This window comes from Sphingobium sp. WTD-1, assembly GCF_030128825.1.
Taxonomy (GTDB): Bacteria; Pseudomonadota; Alphaproteobacteria; order Sphingomonadales; family Sphingomonadaceae; genus Sphingobium.
Genome location: NZ_CP119127.1, coordinates 3,199,542 through 3,218,294 on the forward strand (window position 1 = coordinate 3,199,542; position 18,753 = coordinate 3,218,294).

The following is an 18,753-nucleotide window of genomic DNA, read 5'->3' on the forward strand; positions in this document are numbered from 1 at the left end:
CCTGTCTCCATCATTAGAAATTGACCGGCCGCCGGCATAAGGAAGGCGGCGGCGATGGTCGGGCTTTACCAATCGCCGCCAAGCATGGCAACTCAATATAAAGCTTTCTTTATGTGTTAATTGGCCGGTCCCCGAACCTGTGCGGACGGTAGGCGTGCCTCCCCCTCCGCCAGTGCGATTGATCGGCCCGCCGAGCCGCCACTCACACCTTCGTCGGCCAGCAGATCATTGGCCAGCGCAATCGCCATGTCGCACTGGGGCGCATCGATCCGCGGCGCGATGCCGGCAGATTCCGACAATTTCCAGATCGCAGCCCGATTGGCCGGGACCGCATTGGCCGCCGCCTGGATCGCCTGAAGATCCCGGCATTCGAGCCCGCCGGCACCCGCACCATAGCTGTTGGCGAGCATGATCACATAGTCATCATAGGCGTCGAGGCCGCCCTCCAGACCTGCAACGTCCGCGAAGTGGCTCCGCAGCGCGTCATTCACCTCGACCAGCGCCGTCCGCTTTTCACGCACGAACTGGTTATAGGCCGGCAGGAAATCATAGGCACTCGTATTGCAGCGGAGCGCCGACACCATCAGCATCATCTCGAAATTGCGGACCTGCGCCGCCTCGACATGATCCTTCTTCCAGCAGGTCGCCGCCGACGCCGGCGCGAGCGGCATCGCTGCGGCAAGCGCCGCACAGATAATCTTCTTCATGAAATAACCCCGCATATTCCCCGGAGACGGAGAATGGGCGGAACCGATTGCTGCAATCTATCGCGCCACGGTTAAGGCGAATTTACCCTAAACGGTTCAGTTGCGATGACAGAACAAGCCGCGAATGACTTTTGTTGTTCTGGTTCTACAACGGTCGACAATCGACAGCGCAACGGATCAAAAAGTCAGGCCGACCCGCCGCCACTCACCAGATGAGCCGAATCGACCCCGGCAGCGGCATAGGCCGCGCGCCATTTGCGGTGCGCAGGTGTGTCGAACAGCAGGGCTGCATCCCCTTCGGCCAGGAACCAGCTTTCGCCGGCCATTTCCTGTTCCAGTTGGCCTGCGCCCCAGCCCGCATAGCCCAGCGCGACAAGATAGCGGCTTGGGCCGCGCCCTTCGGCAATCGCCTTCAATATGTCGAGCGAGCCGGAGAGCCCCCAGTCCGGTCCTGACTGCACCATATCCTGCCCGGCCCAGTCGAGCGAATGCAGCACGAAACCCCGTCGCGGTTCCACCGGTCCGCCCTTCAGCACCGGCTGGTCGGGAATGGCCGAGCCGTCGATATCGAAACTCTGGAGCAGATCGCGCAAACCGATCCCCTCTACCTCCTCGCTCAGGGAAATGCCCAGCGCCCCATCTTCGTCATGCACGCACAGAGCGATGACGGAGTGGTCGAAGCGCTCATCCTCCATGCCCGGCAATGCCAGAAGGAAGCGGCCGCCATAAAAGCGCGGATCGGTCATGCTTCGGAATATAGGCAGAAACGCGCCAATGCCAATCGGCGACCGTCGCGGCAAAGGGGCATCATGCCATATTCCGCGCCCGCACCCTTGACAGCGAAGGCACGAGCAACGAACTCCGCGACGCCACAGGCCAGGAGACAAGATATGACCATCGCCAAGGGTGATCGCCTTCCCAGCACGACCTTCACGAAGATGACCGAAAACGGCCCCGAGCAGGTTGTTTCGGACGAATATTTCGCAGGCCGCACCGTTGCCCTCTTCTCGGTGCCCGGCGCCTTCACGCCGACCTGCTCGGCCAAGCATCTGCCCGGCTTCATCGAAAAGGCCGACGCCCTCAAGGGCAAGGGCGTCGATGAAATCGCCTGCACCGCCGTCAACGACGCCTTCGTCATGGGTGCATGGGGCAAGTCGGCCGGCGCCGATGACAAGGTGACCATGCTGGCCGACGGCAATGGCAGCTTCGCGCAGGCCGTGGGCCTGACGATGGACGGCAGCAAGTTTGGCCTGGGCGAGCGCGGCCAGCGCTTCTCGATGATCGTCAAGGACGGCGTCGTAGAGGAACTGAACGTCGAAGCACCGGGCGACTTCAAGGTCTCCTCGGCCGACTTCATGCTCGAACAGCTCTGAATTTTCCGATCGCGCGCCCGGCCCGGTCGGTCGGGTGCGCGATTGTTTCGCTGGCATCTTCCTTCCGTCACACAAGTGCGGTAGCAAGAGGTGATGACACAGAGCATCGGCACAGCGATCGTCGCGCAACTCGACGCCATCTATCAGACATCCATCGAAAATCTGCGGGAAGCCATGCGTGCCTATGCCCGCGACGGCAGCATCCCGCCGCCCGAGGCCAGGGCCGATCGGCGCTTCTGCTATCCCGAACTGCGGGTCACCTATCAGGATGACAGCCAGGCGCCGCCGCCGGGCCGTTCGTTCGCGCGCCTGTCGAAACCCGGCCGCTATGTGACCACGGTCACCCGGCCTGCCATGTTCGCCGATTATCTTGCCGAACAGATCGACCTTCTGGTCCGCGACTATGGCGTGGAGGTGGAAACCGGCCTGTCGGATCAGCAGATCCCCTTCCCCTATGTCCTGGACGGGCTCGACATCAACGCGCTCGACGGCACGCCGCCGACCGAACTGGCGCGCCACTTCCCGGCAACGGAACTGGCCGAGATCGGCGACGAGATCGCCGACGGATTGTTCACGCCCGATGCCGAAGGCGACCGTCCGCTGGCCCTGTTCGACGGGCTGCGCACCGATTTTTCGCTGGCGCGCCTGAAGCACTATACCGGCACGCCGGCCGAACATGTGCAACGCTATATCCTGTTCACCAACTATCATCGTTATGTCGACGAGTTCGTGGACTGGGCGTGCAAGGAACTGCAGCAGCCGGGCAGCCGCTTCACCGCGCTATCGGGTGCCGGCGGCGTCTTCGTGACGCCTGAAACGGCGGACCCGGCCCAGATGATCGCCGACAGCGCTTGGCGCAAGCATCAGATGCCAGCCTATCATCTGATCGCACCGGATCGCAGCGGCATCACGCTTGTCAACATCGGCGTCGGCCCATCCAACGCCAAGACGATCTGCGACCATCTGGCCGTCGTTCGCCCGGAAGCATGGCTGATGATCGGCCATTGCGGCGGCCTGCGGCCCAGCCAGCGGATCGGCGACTATGTGCTAGCCCACGCCTATCTGCGCGACGACCATGTCCTCGACGAAATGCTGCCGCCCGAAATCCCGGTGCCGGCGATCGCCGAAGTGCAGGTCGCGATGGCAAGCGCCGCCGAAGCAATATTGGGCGGAGGCAATCCTGAGGATTTCAAGCGCCGCCTGCGCACGGGCACAGTCGTCACCACCGACGATCGCAATTGGGAATTGCGCTATTCCAGCTCCGCCCTGCGCTTCAGCCTGTCCCGCGCGGTCGGCATCGACATGGAATCCGCCACGATCGCGGCGCAGGGTTATCGCTTCCGTGTCCCCTATGGCACGCTGCTCTGCGTGTCGGACAAGCCTATCCATGGCGAACTGAAGCTACCCGGCCAGGCCAACCGCTTCTATGAGGAAGCCATTGCCGGCCATCTGCGCGTCGGCCTGATGGCCTGCGAACTGTTGCGCCAGGAAGGGCCAAAGCTGCACAGCCGCAAGCTGCGCGCCTTCAACGAGCCGCCCTTCCGGTAAAGCGGAAATCCCCGCGCTGCTGCCGATCTCTTCGATCAGGCGGCGGCGCGGGATACCGTGACCCGGTTCTTGCCTTCGCGCTTTGCGGCATAGAGCGCCGCATCCGCCCGCGCGACCAGATCGTCCAGTTCGCGATCATCCGGCCGCAAATCGGTAACGCCAAAGCTGGCATGCAACAGCGCTTGCGGCGCCTCGCCAAGGCGCAGGCAGCTGATTTCGGCCCGGACGCGCTCCATCGCATCGGCCGCGACCTCTGCGCCAGTGTCCACCATCAGCAGGCCGAACTCGTCGCCACCCAGGCGACCGACCACATCGCCACGCCGCACCGCATTGGTCAGCAAATGAGCAAAGCCGCGCAGCGCCGCGTCGCCCGCCATATGACCATAGCCATCATTCAGCCCCTTGAAGCCATCCAGATCACAAATGACCAGCGAGACAGGACGCCCCTGACGGCGGGCGTTGGCGATCGCCCGCTCTGCTGCCTCCGCGATACCCCGACGATTGAGCACATTGGTCAGCGGGTCGTGCATCATCTTCTGTCGCAATTGCTGGGCCAGGTCGCCCGCAACCACCAATACGGCCGCAACCGCCGTGCCGACATAGACGGTCGGCATGAACAGGCCCAAAATTGCGCGATAAAGCTCCTTGCCTTCGTCGGGGCCGCGGATCAGGGCGGCGGAGGTGGCAAGCGCCAGTTGGCCGATAGCAAAGGCGAGCAGCACCAGGAAAAAGGCGAACTCTGGCGGTGTGAAGGGCCGATTGCGGGGCCACAGCGACAGGGCACTGACCGCCATCAGCAGGCCGACATAGGCCGGTATGATCATCCCCTGCATGATCTGGCTGCCCACCGGTCCGATCGCAATGGCCATCGCCAGGCTCACCAGAATTGCGGGCAAGGCGAAAGCGAGCAGTTGCAAAGGCCGGCCCGAGCGCTGGCGGATGCCGATCGCTAACAAGGATGCACTGATGATCAGGCCGATACCGGTCACAATGAACAGCAGCCGGCTTTGCAGGAAATAGCCGCCCGCGTTGGCAATCCACTGAAGTATGGCAACCGCATAGGAGGCTGTCCAAGTCAGCACATGCTTCTGACGACCGAAATGCAGCCAAGAGACAGCCATGGCGATTGTCATCACCAGGGCAGTACCGAAAAGGAGAGAAAGGATAACGGCCGGCGCGCTCATAAACCGGCCGTTTACCAATTTTTACGGCAACTTACCAGCCGCAGGACTTGCCTTTATTCTGCTCCTTGAGCCAGCCCTGCAACGGCGCGAAATAGTTGACCAGCGCCTTGCCGGACATCTCGCGACTGCCGGTGAAGGCTTGCAGCGCATCCGGCCAGGGTTTGGATGCACCCATCTGCAACATGGCATCAAGTTTTGCCCCTACAGCCTTGTTTCCATAGAAGGAACAGCGGTGGAGCGGACCCTTCCAACCGGACTGACGGCAGGCTGCTTCATAGAATTGGAACTGCAACACACGCGCCAGGAAATAACGGGTATAGGGCGTATTCCCTGGGATATGGAATTTGGCGCCCGCATCGAACTTCATCTCGTCGCGCGCGACCGGCGGAACGATGCCCTGATATTGGCGGCGCAGGTCGGTCCAGGCCGACTCATATTTGCTTTCCGGGATCGATCCGTCGAACACGCCCCAGCGCCACTTGTCGATCAGCAGGCCGAACGGCAGGAACGCGACCTTGTCCATCGCCTGGCGCAGCAACAGGCCCAGATCCTTGTCGGTGCCCGGCACCTTGGCCGGATCGAGCAGGCCGATCTTCACAAGATAGTCGGGCGTGATCGACAGCGCGATGAAATCACCGATCGCCTCATGGAAGCCGTCATTGGCGCCGTCGAGATAGAGCGGCTTCTGGATATTATAGGCGCGCTGGTAATAATTATGGCCCAGCTCATGGTGGATGGTAACGAAATCGTCGCCATTCACCTTGGTACACATCTTGATGCGGATATCGTCCTTGTTATCCAGATCCCAGGCGGAAGCGTGGCAGATCACTTCGCGGTCGCGCGGCTTGATAATCTGCGAACGGTCCCAGAAGGTCTGGGGCAACGGCGCGAAGCCGAGCGAGCTGTAGAAGCCCTCGCCCGTCTTCACCATCTTGATCGGGTCGTAATTCTTGGCCGTCAGCAGGTCGGTGATGTCATAGCCCAGATCGCCGGCACCAGCGGGCGCGACGATGTCATAGATATTGCCCCATTCCTGTGCCCACATATTGCCGAGAAGGTCAGCGCGGATCGGCCCGGTCTTGGCCTGGACCGCATCGCCATATTTCTCGTTGAGCTTGGTCCGGGTATAGCAATGCAGCTCGTCATAGAGCGGCTTCACCTCGGCCCAGATCTTGTCGGTCAGCTTGGCGAAGTCGTCAGCCGGCATGTCATATTTTGACCGCCACATCGCACCGGTATCGGCAAAGCCCAGTTCCTTGGCGCCCTGGTTGGCGATCGTCACCAGCTTGGCATAGTCGCCACGCATCGGCGCGCCGACATTGTCGTGCCAGCTGACCCACATTTCCTTGAGCTCGTCCGGATTGCGGTCCGTGCCCATCTTCTCTTCGATATCGCTACCGTTGATCGGCTGGCCGTTCAGCGTGCCTTTGCCTTTGCCATAGGTGGACTGGAGTTTTGTCGCGAGATCGTTCAGTTCCTGCGAGGCGCCGGGCGTGGTCGGCGCGGGCAAGGTCAGCGCGGTGCGCAGCAGCGTCAGCCGGCGCTTGGTTTCCTCGGTCAGGCCCGGCGCGGTGGCGAACTTGGCAGCCTCCAGGGCATAGTCGACCCGCATCGTCGTATCGATCGCGCCGAAATAGGAAGCGAGCGCGTCGGTGTCGTCGGTGATGTAGGTTGCGTTGATCCAGGCGGCCCGGCTGCTGATCAGCGACTGGTCGAACAGCGCCTTCTCCGCCTTGGTCAGGAAGGCTTCGGCCTCGGCCGCGGTCTGCTGCTGCGTGGTCGGCGCCTGCTGCGCCAGCACCGGCGATGCAACAAGCGCAGCCGCAAGTGCGGCGATCGAAATGGCGATTTTCATGAAACTTGGCCCCTCAGGTCTTCTTATGGGGCCAAGGTGGATTAGGCGGGCGAGACAGTCAAGCGGTCAGGAAATCGACCATCGCCTGCCCCAGCTCCTTGCGGGTTACGGCGTTCATATGATTACCCGGTATCTCGACATAGCGACCGTTGGGCAGTGCATCGACCAGTTCCTGTGCAATACCATTATCCTGGTCGTCGGCGCCGCAGATCACTTCGGTCGGCTGCTGGAAGCCGGCAATCGTCGCCTCGTCGGTATCGACGAAGGTGTTGAGGATGTGCAGCATCGCCACCGGATCGCCCTTGGTGGTCTTGAGGAACGCCTCGGTCATCCATTCCGACGTGCCGCGCTCGAACGTGCCGAGATTGGTCAGCACCTTCTTGTAATAGCCGCCCTTGTCGAGTGTCTTGGTCAGGCCGCGCAGGCCCATGCCGGCCAGGATCACCCGCCGCGGGGTCGCACCACGGGCCAGCATCCGCACGGTCGTGCGGGCGCCCAGCGAATAGCCGCCGAGGTCATAATCGGTCAGCCCCATCTGCTCGACCAGCGCCAGATTGTCGTCGGTCAGCGCATCGGCCGGATAGTCCGCTGCATCATGCGGCTTGCCGCTTTCGCCATGACCGCGCAGGTCCGGCATGATCAGGCGGAAACCCGCCTCCACCAGCTTGGCGGCATGGCCGTAACGGATCCAGTTGGTCCAGGCATTGGAGAAATAACCATGGATGAGCACCAGGTCGCGTCCCTGTCCCACGACGTGCACCGCGATCGGCAGGCCGCCCAGCCCCTTGATATCATGGCGTTCGATCTGCAGGTCGGTCATTGCGCTGGTCCTTCGGGGCTTGGGGTCTCGCCGATAGGATCTCCGCCGCGCCCGCGCAAGAGCGCGATCAGGACCAGGGCGCTGCCGATCTGGGCGGCGGCCATGTCCTTTTGTGGATCCCACACATCGCCTTGCTGGCCGTTATAATAGTCCGCCGTCTCGCCGGCGGCGATCACTGTCAGCAGCCATTCGAATATCTCGTAAAGTGCGCTGCCAAGGCCGATTGCAGCAAAGGCGAAGGCCAGGCTCCAGCCATGGCGCAGGCTGCCATTGCGTCGCGCAATCTCTGCAAACGGCGCCGTCAGCAACGCACCGAAGGCAAAATGGACGAGCCTGTCATAGGCATTGCGCTGCAGGCCGAAGAGACTGGAAATATCATGACCGCTGAGCATCCGTGCCCAATCGTCATAGGGGACATAGGTATAGATCCAGCGCGCACCGAAGGTGTGAAGCAGCAGGAACAGCCAGATGCAGCCAGCCGATCCGGTCGAGAGCGGCCAGCGCCGCAGCAGCCAAGGCGCGGCAAACGCCAGCAGCAGTGTCGGCCCATGCTGCAACGGCGCGAGATCGGGAAAGGGCTGCGCGACATTGGCCAGCCCGATCGCCACCAGCAAGGTGGCGATCATCCGACGCTGTGCGACAGGAAGGGCGTTCCATGCCGCGACAGCGCCGGAGATCATGTGCAGGCTCAGCCCTTCTTGAGGTGGCGACGGCCCAGCAGTTCGGCGATCTGCACTGCGTTCAGCGCCGCGCCCTTGCGCAGATTGTCGCTGACGCACCACAGGTTGATGCCGTTCTCGATGGTCGAATCCTCACGCACGCGGCTGATGAAGGTCGCGAAATCGCCGACGCATTCGATCGGCGTGATGTAGCCACCGTCCTCGCGCTTATCGACCAGCATGATACCCGGCGCTTCGCGCAGGATGTCCTGCGCTTCCTTGGCCGAGATCTCATTCTCGAACTCGATGTTGATCGCTTCGCTATGGCCGACGAACACCGGCACGCGCACGCAGGTCGCGGTCAGCTTGATCTTGGGATCGAGGATCTTCTTGGTTTCCGCGACCATCTTCCATTCTTCCTTGGTCGAACCATCGTCCAGGAAGACGTCGATGTGCGGGATCACGTTGAAGGCGATCTGCTTGGTGAACTTCTTCGGCTCGGCCGGATCACCGACGAAGATGTTGCGCGACTGCTCGAACAGCTCGTCCATGCCTTCCTTGCCGGCGCCCGACACCGACTGGTAGGTGGCGACGACGACGCGCTTGATCTTGGCGGCGTCATGCAAGGGCTTGAGCGCCACGACCATCTGCGCGGTCGAGCAGTTGGGGTTGGCGATGATGTTCTTCTTCACATAGCCATCGATCGCGTCCGGGTTCACTTCGGGCACGATCAGCGGCACGTCCGGGTCCATGCGATAGAGCGACGAATTGTCGATCACGACGCAGCCGGCAGCCGCCGCCTTGGGCGCATATTCGGCGGTCGGGCCGGAGCCGGCCGCGAACAGGGCGATGTCCCAGCCGGTGAAGTCGAAATGTTCAATATTTTTGCATTTGAGTGTCTTGCCGGTGTCACCGAAATCAATTTCGGTGCCCTGCGACCGGGGCGATGCAACCGCCGCGATCTCGTCAATCGGGAATTCGCGTTCGGCGAGAATGGTCAGCATCTCGCGGCCCACATTACCGGTGGCACCAACGACGACGACCTTATAACCCATGACTTAACACTCCACTCCATGCAGTATTGCGGGGTGGCGCATAGCGCAGTGGCGCGATTTGTCCAGAAAGAAGGGCTATTGCCAGCGATAGGCAGTGGATTGTCGACGCGCCCAGATACGGCTAGGAAGCCAGTCCATTTCCGCAAGGCCCGGACCGATATTGATGTCGTCTTTGACGCTGCCCCCCCTCCCCGATCGCTGGTTTCATTCCTTCGCCTTTCCTGACGGTGAACAGGTTCAGGGCATCAAGCCGCTGCAGCCGCTGCGTGCTGAAGCAGACCTGATCTTCAACGAACCGATGGCGGGCAAGCGTGTCCTCGACATCGGTGCCTGGGATGGTTTCTTTTCGTTCGAAGCAGAGCGGCGCGGCGCCAAAGAAGTGCTGGCCACTGACCATTTCTGCTGGTCTGGCGAAGGCTGGGGCGACAAGCGCGGCTTCAACCACGCCCACGCCCGCTTCGACTCTGGCGTTCGCTCACTCGACCTCGACGTCGCGCAACATAGGGCCGAAGAACTCGGCCAGTTCGACATCGTGCTATTGCTGGGCGTGCTTTATCATGTCACCGACCCTTATCGCGTACTCGAAGCGGCAGCGGCGATGAGCAGCGATCATCTGGTGATCGAGACGGTGACGGCGCTGCGCCATGAGCCGGTTCCCGCTATGCGCCTGTTCACCGAACTGGAACTGGATCGCGATTCGACCAATTTCTGGGCACCCAACATTCTGGCACTGCGCGAGATGTGTCGCCGCTTTGGTTATACCCGTTTCCAGGTACTGCCCGAAACGCTGGACAATCTGGGCTGGCGCCGTTGGGCGATGCCTTTCCGTCGCAAGGATCGCTATCGCCGGGCGATCTTCCACGCCTGGCGCTGAGCCTGTTCCGCTTCAAGAAAATGGCCTCCAACTCCATGCCGAGCGGGAGGCCATTTTCGTTTCGGCGATCCTCAATCCTTGGGATCGATACCGTGATCGCGCAGGAAATTCTCGATCGTCGTCCAAAGGTGAACGCTGATTTTCGGTCCGCCCACGCGGTGGGTCTGGCCCGGATAGACCATAAGCTCGAAAGGCACCGCCGCAGCCTGCATCTTCGCCATCAGCGCAGTGGAGTTGTCGAACACGACATTGTCGTCCGACATGCCATGGATCAGCAGTAACGGGGCCTTGATCTTCACCGCCTCATCGACCGCATCCGACCCTGGATAGGCGCTCGGCTTGTCCTGCGGTTGGCCCAGATAGCGTTCGGTATAATGGGTGTCGTAAAACTCCCACTTCGTCACCGGCGCGCCCGAAACGATCGCGGCGAACGTGTCGGGTGCCTTTTCCGCCAGCTTGAGCGACATATAGCCGCCATAGGACCAGCCATAGGTGGCGATCCGCTTGGGATCGACAAAGGGCTGGGCCTTCAGCCATTCGACGCCCTTCAACTGATCGTCGACCTCGACCGTGCCCATGGCGCGATGGATCTGGTCCTCGAAGGCTTTGCCGCGATCGGGCGTGCCGCGATTGTCGATCGAAAAGACGATCCAGCCTTGATCGACCAGATATTGGTTGAGTGCGCCGCTCCATGTGTTGGTCACCTGGCGGCCAGCACCCGGACCGCCATAATGGATCATGAACACCGGATAGCGCTTGCCCGGCTGCATCGGTGGGGTGAGCATCTTGGTGTAGAGGGTGCTTCCGTCGGCGGCCTTGACGGTGCCAAATACGGTTTTGGCATGGCTCGCCAGATAGGGCGCATAGGGATGATCACCCTTCAGCGCATTTTCTGAAATCCACTGCAACTGCTTGCCCGCGCTATCGGCCAGATAGACCTGCTTGGGCTGGTCTGCATTCTGGCGGGTGACGACCATGCGGCTGGCCGCGCCATCCATCACTGCGTCGTTCCACCAGCCCTTGGCGGTCAGCGCCTTGAGTGGACCAGCCTTGGCCAACGAGGCGACGTAAAGTTGCTGTTCCAGCGGGGTCTCGCGATTGCCGGTGAAATAGACCAGGCCCTTGCCCTCATCCACGCCGACGATATCGCGCACTTCCCAGTCACCGCTGGTCAGCGCGGTCCATTTGCCGTCCCGCACATGATAGAGATGACCATGGCCGGTCTTTTCCGACCACCACAGGAAGCTGCCGTCGCTCAGCGGCGTGAAATTGTTGCTGAGGTTGATCCAACTCTTCGACGTTTCGGTGAGGACGATCTTCGCCTTGCCGGTCGCCGGATCGACCGTAAGCAGGTCAAGCCGCTGCTGGTCGCGGCTTTCGCGCTGGACATAGAGGGTCTTGCCATCCTTCGACCAGTCGACACGAGCGAGATAGACATTCTTGTCCGTGCCCAGATCCACCTGGACCTGGTCCGAGCCATCAGCTTTCATGACGAAAAGATCGACGATGGCGTTGGGCGTGCCGGCGGCGGGATAGCGCTGCTGGTAGACCTTGGTGCCTTCGCCGCCAATCGCAGTGCGGGTAACGATCCCGACCGGGCTTTCATCGACCCGTGCGACCGCGATCATCGCGTCGGTGGGGGACCACCAATAACCGGTGCGCCGGTCCATTTCCTCCTGCGCGACGAATTCCGACACGCCCCAGTTGACCGTATCGCTGGCGCCCTGGGTCAGTTGCTTCTCGCTGCCGTTCATCGGCTGCACGAACAGATTGCCGCCACGCACGAAGGACACGAAGCCGACCTTGGGGCTGACCACGCCATTGAGTTCACCATCCGGCGTGTCGGTGAGGCGGGTGACCTTGCCGTCGAGCGCGGCGAGATAGAGATCGCCGTCGACCGGCACCAGGATCGTCTTGCCATCAGGCGACCAGTCATAGCTCGTAATGCCGGTGCTTCCCGCGACCGAGCGGTCGCGCTCGCGCTGCATCTTCTCTGCTTCGCTCAGTTCCGCGCCGCTGCCGGTCTTCTTTGAATCCACCAGCATGCGCTCGGCGCCGGTTGCCGTGTCGATCGCCCAGAGGTCGAGCCGCTCCTTCTCGTCGGCACGCGGCTTGAGCAAGGTTACCAGCTTGCCGTCAGGCGAAAGCTTGAGCGCACGCGGCTGCGGGCCGGCGAGGTCGGGACTGGCGAACACGCGCTCCAGCGTCAGCTTGTCCTGCGCTTGCGCGGTAGCGACGGGAAGCAGCAGCAAGGCGCTGACTGCAGCACCGGCCTTCAGATATGGGGGCATCTTCATCCTTTCGAGGCCGCATCCAAAAGGACGCGGCAAGACCTGCATATCGCTTAGCGCGACGCGATGGAAAAGATCAATCTGTTGGAAGAATATGTCCCGCCACACCTGCATGTCCGCCATCTGCATCGCCGCAACCGTCACCTTCCGGCTCAATCAATGAGGCCTGCGCTTAGCCCTTTGTCGCACGAATGAAAGAATAGCCTTTTAGGACGCGCGCGCCCCACAAATCTCCGTGCGGTCACGAACATACGGGACGTTGAGGTGATCATTACACGGGAAGATGGCCGCATGCTGGCCTATGCCTCCGGCAATTTCGGTAAGGCGCTGGTCTTTGGCGGCGCGGAATTGACGATCCTGTTCTTGCTTACAGACATATTCGGCCTAGGTGGCACCACCGCGGGATGGCTGATGCTGGCCGCCCTGGGCGGCGATCTCGTCTTCGATCTGATCGCCGCACGGTTGGTCATTCGGCTACGACAGGCAGGCAGGGGTTATCGCTGGATGGTCGCGGTCGCGGCGACGCCCTGCGCGATCGCTTTTGCCCTGCTCTATGCGATGCCGATGCTGGGCGCGCGGCAACTATGGATGCTGGCGGCCGCGCTGCTGATGTTCCGGGGTGCCTATGCTATCATCGACGTGCCGCACAATGCGCTGATGGCGCAAGTGACCAGCGACAGCCGCGCCCGCGGGCGCGTGTCCGGCTATCGCCTGCTCTTCAGCACGGCCAGTGCGCTGGTCGTGGCGACCGTCCTGACGCCGCTGGTGCAACGGGCCGGCAGCGATCATGCCTTCGGCACCATGGCGCTGGCCGGCGCGGTGGCCGGCGGCCTGTTCGCCCTGACCATGATCCTGTGTGCCTGGACATCCGGCAGTGGCAGTCCCCGGCCGATGGGGCATGGGTCCGGCCCCGACGGTGTCGGCGTGCCGCTGCGCGATCCCATGGTGATCGGCATGGGCTTGCTGGCCCTTTTGACCGGCTTTGCCGCGCCGACCTTCGGACGGACGCTGCTCTATATGGGCAGCTATGTCGTCCACCGCCCCGATCTGGTCGCGACATTGTTACTGGCGCTGGCAGCAGGTCAGTTCGCCGGAGTCCTGTGCTGGACCGCCCTGACCGGCCGGTTCAGCAAGAGTGTGCTGCTTGCCCTGGGCCATGGCGTGAGCATCCTGGGGCTGGTGGCATTCGGGCTCTGCCTGTCCTGGTCAACGGCGCTGTTGGGATGCGCGGCGGTCATCGGCTTCGGCCTCGCCAGCGTCTTCATGCTGCCATGGGGGCTGCTTGCCGATGCTGTCGATGTGGTCGAATGGCGGCACGGCAGGCGGTTCGAAACTGGCCTGTTCGCCGCCTACCTCGTGATGGTGAAGGCAAGCGGCGCGGCCTCGACCAGCCTGATCGGCTGGACGCTGGGCGGCCTGGGCTATGTCCCCGGCCAGACGCAGACGATGGCGGTGCAGGCGGGTATCATCGGGCTAGGCTTGGGCATCCCGTTGATCGGCAGCCTTGCCGCCATCGCGCTGATGCGCTGCTTCGCACTGGGTCACGCCCGGCATGGCCGCCTGCTTGCCGCGCTGGACCGGCGCCGTCAGTCGGGCGCCGATCCGGTCTCCGGATTGAACCGGGGATTGGCGAAGTCCAGCGGGGCGGGCGTGACCTTCGCCGGCGGCTGGGCGCTTTCGGCCCAAGCGCGACAGAGCATGTCGCGCAGCATCGCGGCACCGGCCGCGGTCCGTTCATAGACCATGGCGCGCACGATCCGGTCGGCAAAATCGGTGAAGCCCGCCCGCTTCTCCAGCGTATATACCTGCGCCACCTTGTCGCCGGCCTCGTCCAGATAGGCGAGGACGGCGTCGAACATGTCGCCGTCGCGACGGCCGGGCGCGCCGATGCGCGGCGCGATGTCGGCCACGGTCAGCTTCATGCCATCGACAAACTGGCTCTCGAACCGGCCATGCACGCTGCGATCGGTCGTGAAGCCATTCGGATTGTCGCCACGCCACCCGTCCGAATGGATCGAGTCATGCATGGGCTGCGCACCATCGCCAATATAATGGCCAAGGCGGATTGTGTCGAAAGCGCAATGCTGCGCCGGCACGGATGCGTCCTGCCCCGTCGCCTGCGCCTTGCGGACCTGGCGCATGCAGACAATCAGCCGGTCATAGGCCTCGATCGCCGCATAGGGCAAAGTGCCGGTCCAGCGAACATTGGTGCGCGCGGCGGTCGCCGGATCGCTGGCCTTGATCGTCTCATAGCGTTTGTAGAGTGCGATCACGAATTCATAGCGCGAACGCGGGATCGGCTTCAGAAAGGCGAATTGCTCGCGGAACCAGCCATGATTGGGATCTTCCTCAATCTTCGAGAAATTCTCCGAATCCCCGCGCCAGCTGTCGGGCAGCGAGGCGGAGGCGGCGATATAGTCGGTATAGGCCTTGAGGAAGACGGGGCCGTCCTGCGGGATGGCGTCGAGCGCGGCGCGGTCGATCACCGCATGGGCGGTGCCGCCCCAGGCCATGGCGGCGCCGGGGCTGAACGCCAGCGCACCGAGCGCCAGGGCCAAGGTCAGTTTACGCATCATCATCATGCCTCCCTTCAGGGGTCAAGCGGATCGCGCGGATCGACCCGCGCGGACAGGCGCGACGGGCGGAACAACAATTCGGTGGGGGTCAGGCGCGCGCCGATGGCACCGGGCTGATAGCCCAGTTCCTTGTCGTTGCGCTGCACGAACAGGGGATTTTCGATCATCGCGCTCTGCCCCGGATTGCAGACGATGAGCGTATCCTTGTCCAGCGGCGCCGCCATCGCCATCAGCAGGCGGGTGGCGTTGCGCAAATTGGTGGTGGTGTGCCGGGCATAGGGTTCGATGATGATGGCATCGGCCGGCACGCCATAGCGGTCGATCAGCGCCTGGCGCATCTCCTGCGCCTCGGCAAAGCGGGTCGCGCGCGGATGGGCGCGGCCGCCGGTCAGGATGAGGAAGGGCGCGTCGCCATCGGCAAAGCGGTTGGCGGCAAGACGCAGATGATATTTGCCGAATGGGCTCAGCGCCATACCGTCGATTTCCGGGCCGACGCCGGTGACGATCAGCGCGCTGTAGCGATAGCGTTTCCAGTCGATATTTTTGGCCCGCGCCATGGCGGGCGCGTTGAGGCCGCCGGTCAGCGGCTCGAAGCCGATCGCGTCGGTGCGGTCACTGACGTCGAGCAGGGCAAGGACATAGTCGATGCTGGAATCCAGCGCCTGGGCCGATCCCTTGCGCGGCGTCTGCGCGATCCAGGCGGCGGCGCGCAGCCTGGCCTGGCGCTCGCGCGGGTCGATGGTGCCAGCGCCGTCGATATCGGGATAGGCGGGCACCTGCCCTAGCGCATAGCTGCGCAGGATGGCATTGATCCCCTCTACCTCGCGGCGGATCTGCGCACCGGCACCATCGTCGGCGACCGGCACGTCACGCAGCGAAAGCGCGGCCTGCACCATCAGGGCGATCTCAGTCGGGGTCCAGATATGGGCCTGTGCCACGCAATCGACATCGCCGGCACATGCCGTGCGGCGATCTTCGCGGGCATGGAGCAGCGCATCCATGTCCGGCCGGGCGCGGAAGGCGGCAAGGGCGGCCGGGTCGTGTCCAAGGGCGTCAAGTACGGGAAAGAGGCGCCGGGACAGCGCCTCCGTCACGGCGTCGCGCGCCGCCCCGGCCAGAGCCGGGACGGGCGTGATCGCCACCGCCGCCATCGTCATCAAAGACGCCGCAACGCGGCCGAGGCGGCGGGCCATCACCAGGACTTGCTGATGACGAGGCGGAAGTTGCGGCCGAAGATCGGGCGACCATAGATCGCCTCGGCACTGCCCTGCCCGCTCAGCGAGTCGGTGCGGGTATTGCCTTCGGTCAGGCCATGGGCGTTGAACAGATTGTCGCCCACAATCTGTGCCTGCCAGCTGCCATGGCGCGCCGTGATGCCCGCGCCGATCGTGCCATAGGCCGGCAGCGCGGTGTTGTTGTAGAGGTCGACATAGCGCTTGCCCATATAGGTGTAGCGCCCATAGACCGACACGTCGGTGTCGCCCGTCTGGAAGTCGAAGCTGGGGCGGATATTGCCGTAGATCTTGGGCTGGCGGACGATCTGGTTGCCTTCGGCCTGTTCCGGATCGGCGCCGGTCGAGCTTTCGAAATTCTTGTATTTGGGATCGCTGATGGTGAGCGCGCCATTGAGCGAGAACCAGTTGGTCAGCGCCAGCTTGCCGTCGAATTCGACGCCCCTCACCTGCGCCTCGCCAATGAAGGGCACGTTGACATCGTTGCGGCCCGTGGTCGGATCATAGGCCAGGAAGCTGGCGTTCAAGGGATCGAAATTGGTGTAGAAGCCGGTGACGTAGAGATAGGAGCGGCCGAAGGCGAGCTTCAGCCCGGCCTCGAACTGGTCGGCCTTGGTGGTGATGATCGTCGGGTTGATGCTCATCACCGTCTGGACGTTGGGCGGCGTTTCGAGGTGCGATGCGCGGCCATAGATGCCGACATGGCTGGAGAAGTCGTAATTGGCGCCGACCGTCCAGTTGGTGACGTTGGGCTTCAGTTTCTGGTTCAGGATCACGCCGGTGAAGGCACGGGTGCTGTCGTCCGCCAGGGTGCTGGCGTCGCCCAGATTGGCCGCCTCGGTCAGCGCGGCCCAGCCCTTGTAGCTGTAGCGTTCGTGACGGATGCCGGCGTCGATGCGCAGGCCCGGCACGATTTCCCAGGTGTCGTTGGCGAAGACGGCGAACATCTTGGCGTCGCTGTCGCCCTGGTTGAGGGTGGCGGCATAGTTGAGCACGCCATTGTCGGTGACGCGGCCGATTTCCGCGCCGGCGGCATTATAGGCGACCAGGTCCAGCGTGCGCGGCTTGCCCGCCACTTCGATCAGGTAATTCTGATAGAGGGTGCGGCTGTCCTCGCCATAGAAGCTGCCATAGACGCCGAGCTTGAGGTCATGGGTGCCAAAGCCGGTCTCGAACTTCTTGGCGACCGACAGATTGGCCTGGGCCGAATAGAATTTCGAATGGATGTCGCGATACTGGCCCTGCATCACCAGGCCGGACGCCGCATAGGGATCATAGACGGTGTTGGTGCCGGCCAGCGTATAGCCGAAATGGTCGACCGCACCGAAAGCCGTCGTGGCGCGGGCGAGATAGCCGGCGGCAAAGGCGTTGCCGTCAGCCGGGTTGGTGGTCGAGTAGAAGGCGCTGAAATCGAGCTTGCCCTGGGTGTAGCCGGCCTTGGCCGAAACCAGCCAGCCGTCGAAATCGCCATCATATTGCGCGCCGAAATTGACCATCTGCATGTGGCGGCCGTCCGACAGGTCGCCAGTGCGGCTCTGGACCTGGCCGGTGCCGTCGCGATATTTGAGGTTCACGTGGCGCAGCGCCGGCGAGTTCATCGTGCCATCGAAATAGTCGATATATTTGTCGAGCGAGACGCTGGGATCGCGCGGGTCGGAGATCGGGATCGGCAGATAGAAGACGTTGTGGTCGTTCACATAGTTGAGGTTCAGCTTGATCGAGCCATTGTCGAAATCATGCTTGATATTGGCGCGCAGCTGGCCGCCCTTGTCGTTGGCGAAGCCATTGTCGCGATAGCCGTCATGATAGCGGATGAAGCCGCCGATCGCATAATAGGTGTCGTTGCCGAGCGGGCCGGCCTGATAGGCGTCAAGGCGGTAGAGGCCGGTGTCGCCGAGCGTAACCTGCGCCTTGCCGCGCGCTTCGTCGCTGCCGGTCACGGTGATCGCGTTGATGATCGCGCCCGAATAGCTGGCATAGACCGGGGCCGGGCCGCCGCGCACGACCTCGACATGGTCGGTCATCAGATCCTGCTTCGGGATCGCGTCGCCGCGGAAGAAGACGCCGTCATTCTCGTGGAACAGCGGCAGGCCGTCCTGCTGGAAGCTGACGAAGCCGCCGTCGTTCGGCAGGCCGCGGATGCGGTAGATATTCTGCACTTCGCCGCCGGTGATTTCGGTCTGGAAACCGGGCAGCTGGCCGATCAGGTCGGCGAAATTGACAGGGGCGATCTTCTCCACATCTTCGGCCGAGATGGTGTTGATCGCATAGGATACGTCGAAGCGGCGCTGAGCGCGGGTGGAGCCGGTGACGATGATGTCGTTGGGGCCGTTGCCGGTATCGGCGGCCGCTTCGGCGGCGGGCGCGGTGTCGGCGGCGGCCTGCGCCAGGGCGGGCGTGGCGATGGTGCAAAGCGCGGCAAGCGCCGTGCCGGAGGCAAGGAAAGTCTTGAGCATGATGCGTCCCCTCTGAATTGGTCGGGGCGCCTCTGGCCGTCCGATATGACATTTTTAATTATTGTTGTGAAAATAAATAAATCACCATAACTGGTCGTCGCTTTTCACCGATAGCGGGATCGA

Annotated in this window: 14 protein-coding genes and 1 pseudogene; 4 read left to right on the forward strand and 11 right to left on the reverse strand. The window is 62.8% G+C overall.

Annotated features, from left to right (window positions below):
• Positions 1–116: 116 nt before the first annotated feature.
• Both N6H05_RS15965 and N6H05_RS15970 read right to left on the reverse strand, forming a co-directional pair.
• Entirely contained in the window at positions 117–707 is a 591-nt protein-coding gene (locus N6H05_RS15965) for a hypothetical protein (RefSeq protein WP_284110495.1), read from the reverse strand.
• A gap of 185 nt (positions 708–892) precedes the next feature.
• Entirely contained in the window at positions 893–1,453 is a 561-nt protein-coding gene (locus N6H05_RS15970; RefSeq protein WP_284110496.1) for a YqgE/AlgH family protein, read from the reverse strand.
• 144 nt (positions 1,454–1,597) lie between these two features.
• On the opposite strand from N6H05_RS15970, the gene N6H05_RS15975 reads away from it, so the two are divergent.
• Together N6H05_RS15975 and N6H05_RS15980 are read left to right on the forward strand one after the other, a co-directional pair.
• Positions 1,598–2,080, forward strand: coding sequence for a peroxiredoxin (locus tag N6H05_RS15975; RefSeq protein ID WP_125997541.1), 483 nt, complete (start codon positions 1,598–1,600; stop codon positions 2,078–2,080).
• Between the two features lie 93 nt (positions 2,081–2,173).
• Positions 2,174–3,628 carry an AMP nucleosidase gene (locus N6H05_RS15980; RefSeq protein ID WP_284110499.1) on the forward strand — a complete coding sequence of 485 codons (1,455 nt, stop codon included), beginning with the start codon at positions 2,174–2,176 and terminating at the stop codon, positions 3,626–3,628.
• 35 nt (positions 3,629–3,663) lie between these two features.
• Here the strand turns inward: N6H05_RS15980 and N6H05_RS15985 are convergent, their stop codons facing one another.
• The 5 genes from N6H05_RS15985 to N6H05_RS16005 are packed head-to-tail and all read right to left on the reverse strand — an operon-like array spanning position 3,664 to position 9,201.
• Complete coding sequence (locus tag N6H05_RS15985; protein ID WP_349666193.1) at positions 3,664–4,812, reverse strand: GGDEF domain-containing protein; 1,149 nt, start codon at positions 4,810–4,812, stop codon at positions 3,664–3,666.
• 31 nt (positions 4,813–4,843) lie between these two features.
• The gene (locus N6H05_RS15990) at positions 4,844–6,667 is read right to left on the reverse strand and encodes a M2 family metallopeptidase (protein WP_284110503.1); all 1,824 of its coding nucleotides are present in this window, start codon (positions 6,665–6,667) and stop codon (positions 4,844–4,846) included.
• A gap of 58 nt (positions 6,668–6,725) precedes the next feature.
• The gene (locus N6H05_RS15995) at positions 6,726–7,487 is read right to left on the reverse strand and encodes an alpha/beta fold hydrolase (RefSeq protein WP_004207183.1); all 762 of its coding nucleotides are present in this window, start codon (positions 7,485–7,487) and stop codon (positions 6,726–6,728) included.
• Positions 7,484–8,167, reverse strand: coding sequence for a DUF2238 domain-containing protein (locus N6H05_RS16000; protein ID WP_284110504.1), 684 nt, complete (start codon positions 8,165–8,167; stop codon positions 7,484–7,486). Before N6H05_RS16000 ends, N6H05_RS15995 begins: the two co-directional genes overlap by 4 nt.
• 8 nt (positions 8,168–8,175) lie before the next feature.
• Positions 8,176–9,201 (reverse strand): aspartate-semialdehyde dehydrogenase, encoded by a 1,026-nt coding sequence (locus tag N6H05_RS16005; protein WP_004207185.1) that lies wholly within the window; start codon positions 9,199–9,201, stop codon positions 8,176–8,178.
• A gap of 163 nt (positions 9,202–9,364) precedes the next feature.
• On the opposite strand from N6H05_RS16005, the gene N6H05_RS16010 reads away from it, so the two are divergent.
• On the forward strand, positions 9,365–10,075 hold the full coding sequence (locus N6H05_RS16010) for a class I SAM-dependent methyltransferase (RefSeq protein ID WP_284110507.1): 711 nt from the start codon (positions 9,365–9,367) through the stop codon (positions 10,073–10,075).
• 71 nt (positions 10,076–10,146) lie between these two features.
• Here the strand turns inward: N6H05_RS16010 and N6H05_RS16015 are convergent, their stop codons facing one another.
• Positions 10,147–12,366 carry a S9 family peptidase gene (locus tag N6H05_RS16015; RefSeq protein ID WP_284110509.1) on the reverse strand — a complete coding sequence of 740 codons (2,220 nt, stop codon included), beginning with the start codon at positions 12,364–12,366 and terminating at the stop codon, positions 10,147–10,149.
• Positions 12,367–12,657: 291 nt separating this feature from the next.
• Here N6H05_RS16015 and N6H05_RS16020 point away from each other — a divergent pair.
• Positions 12,658–13,845: pseudogene (locus N6H05_RS16020) on the forward strand (MFS transporter); the annotation flags it as partial.
• Positions 13,846–13,952: 107 nt separating this feature from the next.
• On the opposite strand, the gene N6H05_RS28190 reads toward N6H05_RS16020, so the two are convergent.
• Genes N6H05_RS28190 through N6H05_RS16030 form a run of 3 tightly spaced genes read right to left on the reverse strand, consistent with a single transcriptional unit; the run spans position 13,953 to position 18,630 of the window.
• A complete protein-coding gene (locus N6H05_RS28190; RefSeq protein WP_349666194.1) occupies positions 13,953–14,948 on the reverse strand; it encodes a phospholipase C/P1 nuclease family protein in 996 nt (331 codons plus the stop codon).
• A gap of 8 nt (positions 14,949–14,956) precedes the next feature.
• Entirely contained in the window at positions 14,957–16,135 is a 1,179-nt protein-coding gene (locus N6H05_RS16025; protein ID WP_284114248.1) for a YdcF family protein, read from the reverse strand.
• Entirely contained in the window at positions 16,135–18,630 is a 2,496-nt protein-coding gene (locus N6H05_RS16030) for a TonB-dependent receptor (RefSeq protein ID WP_284110512.1), read from the reverse strand. The genes N6H05_RS16025 and N6H05_RS16030 overlap by 1 nt, the downstream gene beginning before the upstream one ends.
• Positions 18,631–18,753: the final 123 nt, after the last annotated feature.

What these genes read in the sequence shown, in the direction of transcription:
- N6H05_RS15975 (WP_125997541.1), top strand. Translation starts at nt 1,598, where the DNA reads ATGACCATCGCCAAGGGTGATCGCCTTCCCAGCACGACCTTCACGAAG.
- N6H05_RS16000 (WP_284110504.1), bottom strand. Translation starts at nt 8,167, where the DNA reads ATGATCTCCGGCGCTGTCGCGGCATGGAACGCCCTTCCTGTCGCACAG.
- N6H05_RS15965 (WP_284110495.1), bottom strand. Translation starts at nt 707, where the DNA reads ATGAAGAAGATTATCTGTGCGGCGCTTGCCGCAGCGATGCCGCTCGCG.
- N6H05_RS16015 (WP_284110509.1), bottom strand. Translation starts at nt 12,366, where the DNA reads ATGCCCCCATATCTGAAGGCCGGTGCTGCAGTCAGCGCCTTGCTGCTG.
- N6H05_RS16010 (WP_284110507.1), top strand. Translation starts at nt 9,365, where the DNA reads ATGTCGTCTTTGACGCTGCCCCCCCTCCCCGATCGCTGGTTTCATTCC.
- N6H05_RS15995 (WP_004207183.1), bottom strand. Translation starts at nt 7,487, where the DNA reads ATGACCGACCTGCAGATCGAACGCCATGATATCAAGGGGCTGGGCGGC.
- N6H05_RS16025 (WP_284114248.1), bottom strand. Translation starts at nt 16,135, where the DNA reads ATGGCCCGCCGCCTCGGCCGCGTTGCGGCGTCTTTGATGACGATGGCG.
- N6H05_RS15970 (WP_284110496.1), bottom strand. Translation starts at nt 1,453, where the DNA reads ATGACCGATCCGCGCTTTTATGGCGGCCGCTTCCTTCTGGCATTGCCG.
- N6H05_RS16030 (WP_284110512.1), bottom strand. Translation starts at nt 18,630, where the DNA reads ATGCTCAAGACTTTCCTTGCCTCCGGCACGGCGCTTGCCGCGCTTTGC.
- N6H05_RS15985 (WP_349666193.1), bottom strand. Translation starts at nt 4,812, where the DNA reads ATGAGCGCGCCGGCCGTTATCCTTTCTCTCCTTTTCGGTACTGCCCTG.
- N6H05_RS28190 (WP_349666194.1), bottom strand. Translation starts at nt 14,948, where the DNA reads ATGATGATGATGCGTAAACTGACCTTGGCCCTGGCGCTCGGTGCGCTG.
- N6H05_RS15990 (WP_284110503.1), bottom strand. Translation starts at nt 6,667, where the DNA reads ATGAAAATCGCCATTTCGATCGCCGCACTTGCGGCTGCGCTTGTTGCA.
- N6H05_RS15980 (WP_284110499.1), top strand. Translation starts at nt 2,174, where the DNA reads ATGACACAGAGCATCGGCACAGCGATCGTCGCGCAACTCGACGCCATC.
- N6H05_RS16005 (WP_004207185.1), bottom strand. Translation starts at nt 9,201, where the DNA reads ATGGGTTATAAGGTCGTCGTCGTTGGTGCCACCGGTAATGTGGGCCGC.